Origin of the sequence: Microbacterium sp. NPDC090281, assembly GCF_044769635.1 — a bacterium.
GTDB lineage: Bacteria > Actinomycetota > Actinomycetes > Actinomycetales > Microbacteriaceae > Microbacterium.
Genome location: NZ_JBIVYH010000001.1, coordinates 2,668,861 through 2,681,714 on the forward strand (window position 1 = coordinate 2,668,861; position 12,854 = coordinate 2,681,714).

11 protein-coding genes are annotated in these 12,854 nt (G+C 67.2%); 9 read left to right on the plus strand and 2 right to left on the minus strand.

The annotated features are described in order from the left end of the window. Positions 1-110: 110 nt before the first annotated feature. Both ACIQTX_RS12835 and ACIQTX_RS12840 read left to right on the plus strand, forming a co-directional pair. Positions 111-1,217, plus strand: coding sequence for a heme A synthase (locus ACIQTX_RS12835; RefSeq protein ID WP_402972542.1), 1,107 nt, complete (start codon positions 111-113; stop codon positions 1,215-1,217). A gap of 66 nt (positions 1,218-1,283) precedes the next feature. Next, positions 1,284-1,766: a hypothetical protein gene (locus ACIQTX_RS12840; protein ID WP_402972544.1), complete on the plus strand. Its 483-nt coding sequence runs from the start codon at positions 1,284-1,286 to the stop codon at positions 1,764-1,766. A gap of 51 nt (positions 1,767-1,817) precedes the next feature. Here ACIQTX_RS12840 and ACIQTX_RS12845 read toward each other — a convergent pair whose 3' ends face one another. After that, a complete protein-coding gene (locus tag ACIQTX_RS12845; protein WP_028501683.1) occupies positions 1,818-2,723 on the minus strand; it encodes a heme o synthase in 906 nt (301 codons plus the stop codon). 219 nt (positions 2,724-2,942) lie between these two features. Between ACIQTX_RS12845 and tkt the strand changes: the two genes are divergently transcribed. From tkt to pgl, 6 genes are read left to right on the plus strand one after another with little or no spacing between them, the layout of a single operon-like run. Next, on the plus strand, positions 2,943-5,054 hold the full coding sequence (gene tkt / locus ACIQTX_RS12850; RefSeq protein WP_402973062.1) for a transketolase: 2,112 nt from the start codon (positions 2,943-2,945) through the stop codon (positions 5,052-5,054). Continuing rightward, positions 5,051-6,163, plus strand: a complete 1,113-nt coding sequence (tal, locus tag ACIQTX_RS12855) for a transaldolase (protein WP_402972546.1) — start codon at positions 5,051-5,053, stop codon at positions 6,161-6,163. The genes tkt and tal overlap by 4 nt, the downstream gene beginning before the upstream one ends. Next, positions 6,160-7,767, plus strand: a complete 1,608-nt coding sequence (locus ACIQTX_RS12860; protein ID WP_402972548.1) for a glucose-6-phosphate isomerase — start codon at positions 6,160-6,162, stop codon at positions 7,765-7,767. The genes tal and ACIQTX_RS12860 overlap by 4 nt, the downstream gene beginning before the upstream one ends. 21 nt (positions 7,768-7,788) lie before the next feature. Then, a complete protein-coding gene (gene zwf / locus ACIQTX_RS12865; protein WP_105525843.1) occupies positions 7,789-9,339 on the plus strand; it encodes a glucose-6-phosphate dehydrogenase in 1,551 nt (516 codons plus the stop codon). After that, the gene (locus ACIQTX_RS12870; protein ID WP_105525842.1) at positions 9,336-10,271 is read left to right on the plus strand and encodes a glucose-6-phosphate dehydrogenase assembly protein OpcA; all 936 of its coding nucleotides are present in this window, start codon (positions 9,336-9,338) and stop codon (positions 10,269-10,271) included. Before zwf ends, ACIQTX_RS12870 begins: the two co-directional genes overlap by 4 nt. 5 nt (positions 10,272-10,276) lie before the next feature. After that, positions 10,277-11,056 (plus strand): 6-phosphogluconolactonase, encoded by a 780-nt coding sequence (gene pgl, locus ACIQTX_RS12875; RefSeq protein ID WP_402972551.1) that lies wholly within the window; start codon positions 10,277-10,279, stop codon positions 11,054-11,056. Between the two features lie 52 nt (positions 11,057-11,108). Here pgl and ACIQTX_RS12880 read toward each other — a convergent pair whose 3' ends face one another. Continuing rightward, positions 11,109-12,131 carry a DMT family transporter gene (locus ACIQTX_RS12880; protein WP_258131178.1) on the minus strand — a complete coding sequence of 341 codons (1,023 nt, stop codon included), beginning with the start codon at positions 12,129-12,131 and terminating at the stop codon, positions 11,109-11,111. 61 nt (positions 12,132-12,192) lie between these two features. Here ACIQTX_RS12880 and def point away from each other — a divergent pair, with 61 nt between their 5' ends. Beyond that, positions 12,193-12,759 (plus strand): peptide deformylase, encoded by a 567-nt coding sequence (gene def / locus ACIQTX_RS12885; RefSeq protein WP_402972553.1) that lies wholly within the window; start codon positions 12,193-12,195, stop codon positions 12,757-12,759. Positions 12,760-12,854 lie beyond the last annotated feature (95 nt).

The window sequence follows — 12,854 nt, forward strand, 5'->3', positions numbered from 1 at the left end:
CTGTTGACGATGCTTCAGCGCTGTCAGCGCTCATCGCAACAATCCGATTCTACAGGTTCCGCCTGACAGACGGGCCATGCCCGCCACGTCGCGCGCGGTCCGGAGGACTTATGCCCGAGACGATGATCCCCGCCTCCTCTACGACGCGAACGGTTGCCCCTCGTTCCGCGGTGTGGGCGCGTGCGTTGACGATCTTCGCGTGGTTGTCGTTCATCAGCGAGACCATCATCATCGGCACCGGTGGCGCTGTGCGCCTCACGGGATCCGGACTCGGATGCTCGGACTGGCCGCTGTGCACACCGGACTCCCTGGTGCCGATCCTCGAGGTGCAGGGCATCCACGGGATCATCGAGTTCGGCAACCGTCTGATGACGGGCGTGGTCGGCATCATCGCGCTGGCTGTCGTGCTCCTGGTCCTGCACCTGTTCAGCGGCAAGCGCGGACTGGTCAACGCGCTCTGGTTCGCCGCTGGCGGCATCGTCGCAGCCGGCGTCGCGTATGCGATCGCCGCGCCTTTCCACGTCCCCGCCTTCCCCATCGCCTCCGGCGTGCTCCTGATCGCAGTCATCGCGGCGGCCGTGCACTCCGTTCGAACCGCGCCGAACCGGCGCGACCTGGTGCTGCTCGCCTGGCTCACGCTCATCGGCGTGGTCGCGCAGGCGCTCGTCGGTGGCATCACGGTGCTGACCGGCCTGAACCCCTTCATCGTGGGGTTCCACTACACATCGTCGTTGCTGCTCGTCTGCATCACCGCTGCTTTCCTCGTGCGACTGAAAGCAACGCCCGGACCGCGTGAACGCGCCGTTCCGGCATGGTTCGCTGCCGTCACCCACGTGACCGGACTCGCGCTCGCAGTGACGATCGTGTTCGGCGTGCTGACCACCGGATCAGGACCGCACTCCGGCGACGCCGACGTGCTGCGCCACGGCTTCGACGCGACGGTGCTCGCGCACGTGCATTCCTGGCCGGGCTACATCCTCGCCGCGCTCGTGCTCTTCCTGACGATCTCGGCCTGGGTTCTCCGCCTGGAGCCGCGGCGCTGGCTGCTCGTCCTGGTGCTCGCGATCCTGGTGCAGGTCGGTGTCGGCATCTGGCAGGCCCGAGAGGGGCTCCCCCCGTTGCTCGTCGGCATCCACATGGTTCTGGCTTCGCTCTCGGCGGCCACGTACACAGTCGTGGTGCTGCGTCTGAAGCGCCCGGTCGGCACAGACGACTGAGGTCACACAGTCGATCCATAGCTCGCGCATCGCGGACTCATCAGAGCGTCCGAGAAGGTGGGCGACATGAACAAGTCACTCTCACGAAGCATCGGATTCTGGCTCCTCCTCGTCGTCTCCCTCGCCGCCACGGCAGTCGGCGGCTGGCTCGTCTCCGGTCAGATCGGCTCGATGTCGGCGAAGATCCTCGATCAGACAGCCACCGGAGTCGACGTGTACGTCGGCCCGTCGATCATCGTCGTGGGTACCGGCGTGCTCACTGCCGGAATCATCGGAGTTCTGTTGTCGCTGGCGCTCGTCGCTGCACGCGCCCTCGTTCCCACACCTGCCCCGGCTGTCGTCGAGGCGATCGACTGGACGGTCGAGGCCGACGAGAACCAGGTGCCGGTCGGGACCGCACAGGCGTCGGACGTTGCTGCCGACGCCGCCACGAGCACCGCTGACACGAGCACCGCTGACACGAACGCCGCCGAAACGAACGCCGTTGCCGACGCAAACGGCGTCGCCGCCGAGACGGACGAGACGGCACCCACGATCACACGCAACTGAACAAATCGTGAGCTGGAGCGGCGTCGAGAAATCGGCGCCGCTCCGTCGTTTTCAGAACGGAAGCAGCGGGTCGACCGCGACCGCGACGAAGATCAACGTCAGGTAGGTGATCGAGGCGTGGAACACGCGCATCGGCCGCGGCTCGGTTCCGTGCACCGCCCGGTTGTACAGGCGATGCGACTCGTAGATGAACCAACCGCCGAACACCGCGGCGGAGACCGTGTACACGAGCCCCATGTTCGCGATCGGCACCAGCAGGAGCGAGCAGGCCACGGTCGCCCAGGCGTAGAGGATCACCTGGAGGCCGACCTGCGAAGCGTTGCGAGTGACGCCCAGCATCGGAACGTCGACGTCCTCGTAATCGTCCCGGTACTTCATCGACAGCGGCCAGTAGTGCGGCGGCGTCCAGAGGAAGACGAGGAGGAAGAGGATGAAGGCCGGCCAGTCGAGCGACCCGGTGACGGCGGACCAGCCGATGAGCACCGGGAAGCAACCCGCGATGCCGCCCCAGATGATGTTCTGCTCGGTGCGGCGCTTGAGGATCATCGTGTAGATCACGACGTAGAAGAAGATCGCCGCCGCCGACAGCGCGGCTGTGAGCCAGTTGGTCGTGGCCAGCAGCCAGACCGTCGAGACGATGGCGAGCGTCCAGGAGAAGATCAACGCGCCGCGGGGGCTGACCTCGCCGGTGACCAGCGGCCGATTCTCGGTGCGGTGCATGTGCGCGTCGATGTCGCGATCGAGGTACATGTTGAACGACGCGGCGGAACCGGCACTCAAGGAACCGCCGATGACGGTCGCGAGCACCAGCCAGAGGTTAGGCAGCCCACCCTGCGCCAGGAACATCACGGGAACCGTGGAGACGAGCAGCAGCTCGAGCACGCGCGGCTTGGTGAGTGTGACGTAAGCCTTCACCGTGCGACCGATGGACGACTTCCTCACGGTCTGATCAGACATCGTCGAGATCTCGATCGCCTCCTCCGCACGTGTGACCGGACAACCTCTCCAGTGTATGACACGGGATGACGTCTTCCGGCTCGCGGGCCCGCGTAGCGCAACTCCCGTCACCGCTATGCTGAAACCACTCGCGCGCCCGGCGATGTGCACACTCTCCGTGATGATGCGGATGCGCCAGGGAATACGGGCGCCCTCGAAACTGTCGGAAAGGGCATGAACGTGTCGGAATTGCAGTGGGATGAGATCGATCGGCGCGCGGTGGACACCGCTCGAATCCTGGCGGCTGACGCCGTGGAGAAGGTCGGTAACGGTCACCCCGGCACGGCGATGAGCCTCGCTCCTGCCGCGTACCTCCTCTACCAGCGAGTGCTCCGGCACGACCCCACCGACACCGACTGGCTCGGACGGGACCGATTCATCCTGTCGGTCGGGCACTCCTCCCTCACCCAGTACGTCGAGCTCTACCTCGGCGGCTTCGGTCTCGAGCTCGACGATCTCAAGGCGCTGCGCACCTGGGGCTCGCTCACGCCGGGCCACCCGGAGTACGGCCACACCAAGGGCGTCGAGATCACGACCGGCCCCCTCGGCCAGGGGCTCGCGTCGGCGGTGGGCTTCGCTTATGCCGCACGGTACGAGCGTGGCCTCTTCGACCCCGAGGCCGCAGCGGGCACGAGCCCGTTCGACCACTTCGTGTACGTGATCGCCGGCGACGGCGACCTCCAGGAAGGCGTGACCAGCGAGGCTTCGTCGCTTGCCGGCCACCAGCAGCTCGGAAACCTGATCGCGATCTACGACTCGAACCAGATCTCGATCGAGGACGACACGAACGTCGCCTTCACCGAAGACGTCGCGAAGCGCTACGAGTCGTACGGCTGGCAGGTGCAGGTCGTCGACTGGAAGAAGACCGGCGAGTACGTCGAAGACGTCGCCGAGCTGAACGCCGCGATCGAGGCAGCTCAGGGCGAGACCTCGAAGCCGTCGCTCATCATCCTCAAGACCATCATCGGCTGGCCGTCGCCTGGCAAGCAGAACTCCGGCAAGATCCACGGCTCAGCCCTCGGCGCCGACGAGCTGGCCGCGACGAAGAAGGTCCTCGGCTTCGACCCGGAGCAGAGCTTCGTGGTCGCCGACGACGTCATCGCGCACACCCGCGGCCTCGCCGCACGCGCCGCCGAGGTTCGTGCCACCTGGCAGAAGTCGTTCGACGCCTGGGCTGCAGCGAACCCCGAGAAGAAGGCTCTGCTCGACCGCCTCGAGGCGCAGGAGCTCCCCTCCGACATCACGAGCACACTTCCGGTGTTCGAGTCCGGCAAGGAGGTGTCGACCCGTGCCGCATCCGGCCAGGTCATCAACGCCCTCGCTGCCGAGCTGCCGGAGCTGTGGGGCGGTTCTGCAGACCTCGCCGAATCGAACCTCACCACCATCAAGGGTGCGCCGTCGTTCATCCCCGCCGAGTGGTCGACCCACGAGTGGTCGGGCAATCCCTACGGCCGGGTGCTGCATTTCGGCATCCGCGAGCACGCCATGGGCGCGATCATCAACGGCATCGTGCTGCATGGACCCACCCGCGCTTTCGGCGGAACCTTCCTCATCTTCAGCGACTACATGCGTCCGTCGGTGCGTCTCGCCGCGCTCATGAACGTGCCGAGCATCTTCGTCTGGACGCACGACTCGGTCGCCCTCGGCGAGGACGGCCCGACCCACCAGCCGATCGAGCAGCTCGCGACGCTTCGCGCGATCCCGAACTTCTCGGTCGTGCGCCCTGCCGACGCGAACGAGACAGCCGCGACCTGGCTCGAGATCCTCCGCCGCCACGAAGGCCCGACGGGTATCGCTCTGACCCGCCAGAACATCCCGGTGTTCGAGCGTGGCGAAGGTGCAGCCTCTGGTGACGTGTTCGCTTCGGCGGACAACGCGGCCAAGGGTGCATACGTGCTCGCCGAGGCACCGAGCGGCTCACCGGACGTCATCATCATCGCCACCGGATCCGAAGTGCAGCTCGCCGTCAACGCCCGCGAGACGCTGGCCGCTGAGGGTGTGAACGTCCGGGTCGTCTCCGCGCCTTCGCTGGAGTGGTTCGACGAGCAGGACGCGGCGTACCGCGAGAGCGTGCTGCCGGCATCCGTCACCGCCCGCGTATCGGTCGAGGCCGGTTCCGTACTCACCTGGCGTGGCATCGTGGGCGACCGCGGCCGCTCGGTCGGCATCGACCACTTCGGCGCCTCCGCCGACTACAAGACCCTCTTCGAGAAGTTCGGCATCACCACCGAGGCCGTCATCGCGGCCGCCCGCGAGACCATCGCGGCCAACAGCACCAAGGAGAACGCATGAGCACCCCCACCGAACAGCTCGCCGCCGCCGGCGTCAGCATCTGGCTCGACGACCTCTCCCGCACACGGATCTCATCCGGCAACCTCGCCGACCTGATCTCGTCGCGCAACGTCGTGGGTGTCACGACCAACCCGACGATCTTCGCGAACGCGATCACCGACAAGAACGACACATCGTACGACGCTCAGGTGACCGAGCTCGCTGCCTCCGGTGCGACCGCCGAGGAAGCGGTCTTCGCCGCCACCACGCAGGACGTCGCCGCAGCACTCGACGTGTTCCGTCCCGTCTGGGAAGCCTCGAACCACGTCGACGGTCGTGTCTCGATCGAGGTCTCCCCCGATCTGGCGCATGACACCGCCGGCACCGTGGCTCAGGCCAAGGAGCTGTGGGCCAAGGTCGACCGCCCGAACCTCCTCGTGAAGATTCCCGCGACGAAGGCCGGCCTTCCGGCCATCGCCGAGGCGATCGGGGCCGGCATCAGTGTCAACGTCACGCTGATCTTCAGCCTGGAGCGCTACGCCGAGGTCATCGAGGCGTACCTCACCGGTCTCGAGACGGCGAAGGCCGCGGGTATCGACCTGTCGACCATCCACTCCGTCGCCTCGTTCTTCGTTTCTCGCGTCGACACCGAGACCGACAAGCGCCTCACCGCGATCGGCACGGATGTCGCCGAGGCGCTCAAGAGCAAAGCCGGCCTGGCCAACGCACGCCTCGCCTACGAGCTGTTCGAGCAGACGTTCGCCGGAGACCGCGCCACGGCGCTGATCGGCTCCGGAGCGAACCCCCAGCGCCCGCTGTGGGCTTCGACCGGTGTCAAGGACCCCGCGCTCCCCGACACCCTGTATGTCACCGAGCTCGTGGCCCAGGGCGTCGTCAACACGATGCCCGAGAAGACCCTCGAGGCGACCTTCGACCATGGCGTCGTCACCGGCGACACCATCACGGGCGGCTACGAAGAGGCCCGAGCCGTCTTCGCCGGCATCGCCGAGGTCGGCATCGACTTCGCCGACGTCACCCAGGTTCTGGAGGATGAGGGCGTCGCGAAGTTCATCGATTCGTGGCACGACCTGCTGAGCCAGGTCGCCGAAGGTCTGGAGTCGCAGCGATGACCTTCTCGATCCACACCTCCGGAGCGGCCCGCGCCGCGATCGACGAGACGGTGCCCAGCCTCGTCCACGACCTGATCGCCTCGCGTATCACCGGTGGGGACGCGACCCTCTGGGGTCCCGCAGCCGAGGCTGAGGCCACCGTCCGGCTCGGATGGGTCGAAGCCGTGTCGGTTTCCCGTCCGCTGGTCGCCGAGATCGTCGCGCTGCGTGCCGATCTGAACGCCAAGGGCGTCACACGCGTCGTGCTCGCGGGAATGGGCGGCTCCTCGCTCGCTCCCGAGGTGATCGCACAGACCGCCGGGGTGCCGTTGACGATCCTCGACTCGACCGCTCCCGGCCAGGTGCTCGCAGCGCTCGACGAGGGCCTCACCGACACCGTCCTGGTCGTGTCGTCGAAGTCGGGATCCACCGTCGAGACCGACTCCCAGCGCCGCACGTTCGAGGCCGCGTTCCGTGACCTCGGAATCGACCCGGTCGAGCGCATCGTGGTCGTCACCGACCCGGGCTCCCCGCTCGACGTCTCGGCTCGTGAGGCGGGATACCGCGTCTTCAACGCCGACCCCAACGTCGGAGGGCGCTACTCGGCCCTCACCGCCTTCGGTCTGGTGCCTTCAGGCCTCGCCGGCGTCGACATCGATGAACTGCTGAACGAGGCAGAGGCCTCGTCGCTCGAGGTCGCCATCGACTCGGCTGAGAACCCGGCCCTTCGTCTGGGTGCGGCCATCGCCGCGACGAACCCGCGGCGCGACAAGCTGGGCCTGATCACCGACGGGACGCACATCAAGGGTCTCCCCGACTGGATCGAGCAGCTCATCGCCGAATCCACGGGCAAGGACGGCACCGGAATCCTCCCGGTCGTGCTGCTCCCGGTCTCCCCCGAGCTCGACCCGGTGCCGGCCGACCTGCAGATCGTCCGTCTGGTCGACGACGCGAACGAGTTCCACCTGCACGAGCGTCATGAGGGCGAGATCCTCGTCAGCGGAACTCTCGGCGCCCAGCTCATCGTGTGGGAGTACGCCACGGCGATCGCCGGTCATCTGCTCCGCATCAACCCGTTCGATCAGCCCGACGTCGAGTCAGCGAAGATCGCTGCCCGCGGACTCCTCGACGCCCGCCCGGAGCCGACCGCTCCGGCCTTCGTCGAGAACGGCGTCGAGGTGCGTGTGTCGGATCCGGCACTGGCTGCCTCGGGCAGCGTCGAGGGCGTGCTCGATGCACTCTGGGCGCAGCTCCCAGCAGACGGCTATGTGTCGATCCAGGCATATGTCAACCGCCTCGAGGTGCCGCAGCTCCAGGGCCTGCGCGAACTCGTCGCGGCGGACTCCGGCCGACCGACCACGTTCGGATGGGGACCACGGTTCCTGCACTCGACCGGCCAGTACCACAAGGGCGGCCCCGCGCAGGGCGTGTTCCTGCAGATCCTGGAGCGCACCGAGGTCGACCTCGAGATCCCGGACCGCCCCTTCACCTTCGGGCAGCTCATCCAGGCTCAGGCCGCGGGTGACGCCGCTGTGCTCGCCGAGCACGGCCGCCCCGTCGTCACGCTGACGATCACCGAGTCCTCGGACGACGTGCTCGCCCTCTTCGAAGCCGCACAGAAGTAACAGCAGGAGAATCCCCCACTGATGTCTGTTCCCATCTCGCGCGGGCACAACCCGCTGCGTGACCCCGATGACCGCCGTCTCAACCGGATCGCGGGGCCCAGCGCCCTCGTGATCTTCGGCGTCACCGGAGACCTGTCACGCAAGAAGCTGATGCCCGCGGTCTACGACCTCGCAAACCGTGGCCTGCTCCCACCGGGGTTCGCCCTGGTCGGGTTCGCCCGCCGGGACTGGGAAGACCAGGACTTCGCACAGGTGGTCTACGACGCTGTCAAGGAACACGCTCGTACGCCGTTCCGCGAGGAGACGTGGACCCAGCTGCTGCAGGGCATCCGCTTCGTCTCCGGCGAGTTCGACAATCCCGACTCGTTCCGCAAGCTCCGCGAGACCATCGAGAAGCTCGACATCGAACGCGGCACCATGGGCAACCACGCGTTCTACCTGTCGATCCCGCCGAAGGACTTCCCGCTGGTCGCCAAGCAGCTGAAGGACTCCGGCCTCGTCGGCGAGAACAGCGACGATGACGAGCGCTGGCGTCGCGTCGTGATCGAGAAGCCGTTCGGGCACGACCTCGAATCCGCGCGGGCGCTCAACGCCGCGCTCGAGGTCGCCTTCCCCGCCGACTCGATCTTCCGCATCGATCACTACCTCGGCAAGGAGACGGTCCAGAACATCCTGGCTCTGCGCTTCGCCAACGAGCTGTACGAACCGATCTGGAACCGCAACTACGTCGACCACGTGCAGATCACCATGGCCGAGGACATCGGTGTGGGTGGGCGCGCGGGCTACTACGACGGCATCGGCGCGGCGCGCGACGTGATCCAGAACCACCTGCTGCAACTGCTCGCACTCACCGCGATGGAAGAGCCGATCAGCCTCTCGGCGGAGCACCTGCGCGCAGAGAAGGAGAAGGTCCTCGCGGCGGTGCACGTGCCGGACGACCTCTCACTCGCCACCGCGCGCGGTCAGTACGCGGGTGGATGGCAGGGCGGCGAAAAGGTCACCGGCTTCCTTGACGAGGAGGGGATGAACCCCGAGTCGACCACCGAGACGTACGCTGCGATCAAGCTCGAGATCGACACGCGCCGCTGGGCGGACGTGCCGTTCTACCTGCGCACAGGCAAGCGTCTCGGACGCCGCGTGACGGAGATCGCCGTGGTCTTCAAGCGCGCTCCCCAGCACCTCTTCGGTCGCGGGAACGCCTCGGAGCTCGGCCAGAATGCACTCGTCATCCGCGTCCAGCCGGACGAGGGCGTCACGATCCGCTTCGGCTCGAAGGTTCCCGGCAGCGGCAGCAACGTCCGTGACGTCACGATGGACTTCGGATACGGTCACGCCTTCACCGAGGCGAGCCCTGAGGCCTACGAGCGTCTGATCCTCGACGTGCTCCTCGGCGACCCGCCGCTGTTCCCGCGTCACGAGGAGGTCGAGCTCTCCTGGAAGATCCTCGACCCGGTGGAGAAGTACTGGGCGGCCGTCGGTGGTCCAGTGGAGCAGTACGCACCCGGTTCGTGGGGTCCGGCATCCGCCGATGACCTCTTGGCCCGCGACGGACGAGTCTGGAGACGCCCGTGATCATCGACCTTCCCGACACGACGGTCAGTCAGGTCGCCAAGCAGCTCGTCAAGGTGCGTGAAGAGGGTGGTGCGGTCGCACTCGGCCGCGTCCTCACGCTCGTGATCTCGGCACGCAACGGCGTCGCCGAAGCTGCGATCGACGCTGCCAATGATGCCTCGCGCGAGCACCCGATGCGCGTCATCGTGATCACGACAGGCGACGGCGAGTCCCGCCTCGACGCGCAGATCCGCGTCGGTGGCGACGCCGGCGCCAGCGAGGTCGTCGTCCTCCGCGCCTTCGGGGATGCCGCCAGCAACGAGGAGAGTCTGATCACCGGACTCCTCCTGCCGGATGCTCCGGTCGTCGCCTGGTGGCCCGAAGCCGCTCCCGTGGCCCCTGCCCAGTCGCCGCTGGGCAAGATCGCCCAGCGACGCATCACGGATGCGGCCACGGCGACCGATGTACGTGATCGTCTCGCCCTTCTCGGCGAGACCCACGCCCCCGGCGACACCGACCTGGCGTGGACGCGTCTGACGCACTGGCGGGAGCAGCTCGCCGCCGTCCTCGACCAGCCGCCGTACGAGCCGATCACCGGTGTCGAGGTGCGCGGTGCTGCGGCGTCACCGTCCACCGCGCTGCTGGCGGCCTGGCTGCAGATGGCGCTGGAGGTGCCGGTGCGCTGGAGGTACGAAGACCCCGAGCATTGGGAAGAGGGCATCAAGTCGGTGCGCCTGACTCGTGAGTCCGGTGACATCCTGCTGGAGCGTCCGACGCCCGGCGTCGCCGTGCTCACCCAGCCCGGCCAGCCGAACCACGACCTGCACCTGCCACGGCGCACTCTTCGCGAGTGCCTCGCTGAGGAGCTGCGCCGACTCGACCCCGACGTCCTGTACGGTCGAGTGATCACCGAGGGCTGGGAGAAGCTGGGTCCGCCCGAGACTGGAGAGTGACGTCGATGACGACATCGTCCGCAGAGAAGCGGGTCGTGGTGGAAGCCACACCTGCCGCCCTCGCCACCCGCGTGGCTGACCGTTTCCTGACGCGCGTGCGCGCACGTACTCGCAACGGTCGGATCGCGCACATCGCCCTCACCGGTGGTTCCATGGGCGGCGCGGTGCTGCGTGCGGCGGCCGAGCATCCTCGGGCGTCCGAGATCGACTGGGCCCTCGTGCACTTCTGGTGGGGTGACGAGCGATTCGTGCCGCGCGACGACGTGGACCGCAACTCGCTGCAGTCTCGGCAGGCGCTGCTGGACCACATCCCGGTGCCCGCGGAGAACGTGCACGAGGTCGCCGGCCCCGACAGCGGATTGACCCTCGACGAATCAGCATCGGCGTACGCTGCCGAGCTCGCCCGTTTCGGAAATGAGGAGCACCCCTGGCCGTCGTTCGCCGTGTGCTTCCTCGGCGTCGGCCCTGATGGGCACATCGCTTCCCTCTTCCCGGATCGTGAAGAGGTCACGGTGACGGATGCCGCGGTCCTCGCGGTCCGCGACTCGCCGAAGCCGCCGCCCGAGCGTGTCACGCTGACGCGCCCGGTGCTCAACTCCTCGAAGCGGGTCTGGCTCGTGATGACGGGTGCCGACAAGGCTTCGGCCCTTGGCCTCGCTCTCGCCGGAGCGAGTTACACAAGTGTGCCCGCTGCCGGTGCGAAGGGCCGCAAGCGCACGGTGTTCTTCGTCGATGAGGCAGCAGCCTCCGAGGTGTCGGCCGACCTGATAGATCAGGCGTACTGAGCTCGCGCAAGTCCGACCGTCGCCATCGCGCCGGTCCAGACGAGCGCCTCTGTCAGGAAGTCGGCTTGTCGGTTCCGTCGCCGGAGCCGTCGGCCTCGGCGCCCGCAGACGACGATGCGTCGCTTCCGCGAACGATCCCCAGGTCCTGACTGTCGCTGAGAACCTGCGGGTGGTACCTGGCGAGACCGACGACTCCCCACACCGCGATGGCTCCGGCGATCGCGAAGATCACCATGACCCACGGCGGAGCGGCCGCGGCCTCACCGAGGATGACCATGCCGATCACGACGGCGACGAGCGGGTCGACGACGGTGAGCCCGGCGATCACGAGGTCTGGAGGCCCCGAGCTGTACGCGGTCTGGACGAAGTAACCGCCTACCGCGGCAGCGGCGAGGAGGGCGACGACGCAGATCGCCGTGATCCACTCGAACTGCCCCGCCTCGATGCGCTTGATGACGACCTTCGCGAGGGTGGCGACGAACCCGTAGAGCACGCCGGCGCCGATCACATAGAACAACGCGCGCATGCGGTGCCGCAGAATCAGCCAGCATCCGCCGAGGATGATGATGACGACCAGCAGGAGCGCGAGGATCACGAACAGTTCGCGGTCGGTCACTTCCTGTTCGGTGGCGTAGATCGCGGCGAAGAACACGAAGAGGAAGATGCCGCCGACGCAGCAGGCTATCGCCGTGAGCGACTGCTTTGTGGGTGCGTGACCGGACACCCGCGCATTCAGGAGCGTCGTGATCACGAGCGCGATCGCTCCGAGCGGCTGTACGACGATCAGGGGTGCCTTCACGAGCGCGGCGAGCTGACAGACCACGGCGAGCCCGAGCATGAGGGTTCCGATGAGCCAGGACGGACGGGTCAGCAGTCGCTTGATCTGGTCGAGCGTGAGACCGGAAGCACCGTCGGAACCGCTGAGACGCTCGACCTTCTCGACACCGCGATGCTGGTACTGCGCTCCGAGCGACATGAAGACCGCACCCGCGAGAGCGAGCGGAATGCCCAGCAGCAAGCCGGGGTTCTGGAACGCGCCGACGAGCTGATCGCCGACATCGTCCACCGCACTCATCCATACCCCAGCAGTCACAGTACGACCCTACCTGCAGAGCCGCGCCGACTAGGGTTGTGACGTGGCTGTACTTCCGATTCGCATCATTGGCGACCCCGTTCTGCACTCCCCCGCATCTCCCGTCGACGAGATCACGGACGATGTCCGCACCCTCGTCGCCGACATGTTCGAGACGATGGACACCGCGCCCGGCGTCGGACTCGCCGCTCCTCAGGTCGGCGTGCCTCTGCGGATCTACACCTACTCGTACACCGATGACGACGATCAGCCTTGGCGCGGCGTGCTCATCAACCCGGTGCTCTGGATGGTGCCGCTCGAGCCGGGCGAACCGGACCCGGAACTGGAGTCGGAGGGCTGCCTCTCCTTCCCCGGCGAACGTTTCGCACTGCGCCGTTCGGACCGTGTCCACGTGACAGCGACCGATCTGGATGGACTGCCGGTCTCGATCGATGTCGACGGGTGGCGCGCGCGCATCATGCAGCATGAGTTCGACCACCTCGACGGCATCCTCTATGTCGATCGCCTCTCCGACGGCGACTGGAAGACCGTGCAGAAGATCACGCGCAAGCGCGGGTGGGGACGCCCTGGCGCAAGCTGGATGCCCGGCGTGGACGACTTCGAGGGCTGAGTCGCTCCCAGCAGCTCCATAGCATCCTTCGAGTTGCGTCACAGACTCGCCGACGGATAACGTATTCGCGGCGGGGGGTTTTCGCATGCCTCCGC

Excerpts from the sequence above, each read along its gene's own strand:
- ACIQTX_RS12880 (WP_258131178.1), bottom strand. The coding sequence starts at position 12,131 with ATGAGTGCGGTGGACGATGTCGGCGATCAGCTCGTCGGCGCGTTCCAG.
- ACIQTX_RS12860 (WP_402972548.1), top strand. The coding sequence starts at position 6,160 with ATGACCTTCTCGATCCACACCTCCGGAGCGGCCCGCGCCGCGATCGAC.
- ACIQTX_RS12845 (WP_028501683.1), bottom strand. The coding sequence starts at position 2,723 with ATGTCTGATCAGACCGTGAGGAAGTCGTCCATCGGTCGCACGGTGAAG.
- zwf (WP_105525843.1), top strand. The coding sequence starts at position 7,789 with ATGTCTGTTCCCATCTCGCGCGGGCACAACCCGCTGCGTGACCCCGAT.
- pgl (WP_402972551.1), top strand. The coding sequence starts at position 10,277 with ATGACGACATCGTCCGCAGAGAAGCGGGTCGTGGTGGAAGCCACACCT.
- ACIQTX_RS12840 (WP_402972544.1), top strand. The coding sequence starts at position 1,284 with ATGAACAAGTCACTCTCACGAAGCATCGGATTCTGGCTCCTCCTCGTC.
- ACIQTX_RS12835 (WP_402972542.1), top strand. The coding sequence starts at position 111 with ATGCCCGAGACGATGATCCCCGCCTCCTCTACGACGCGAACGGTTGCC.
- tal (WP_402972546.1), top strand. The coding sequence starts at position 5,051 with ATGAGCACCCCCACCGAACAGCTCGCCGCCGCCGGCGTCAGCATCTGG.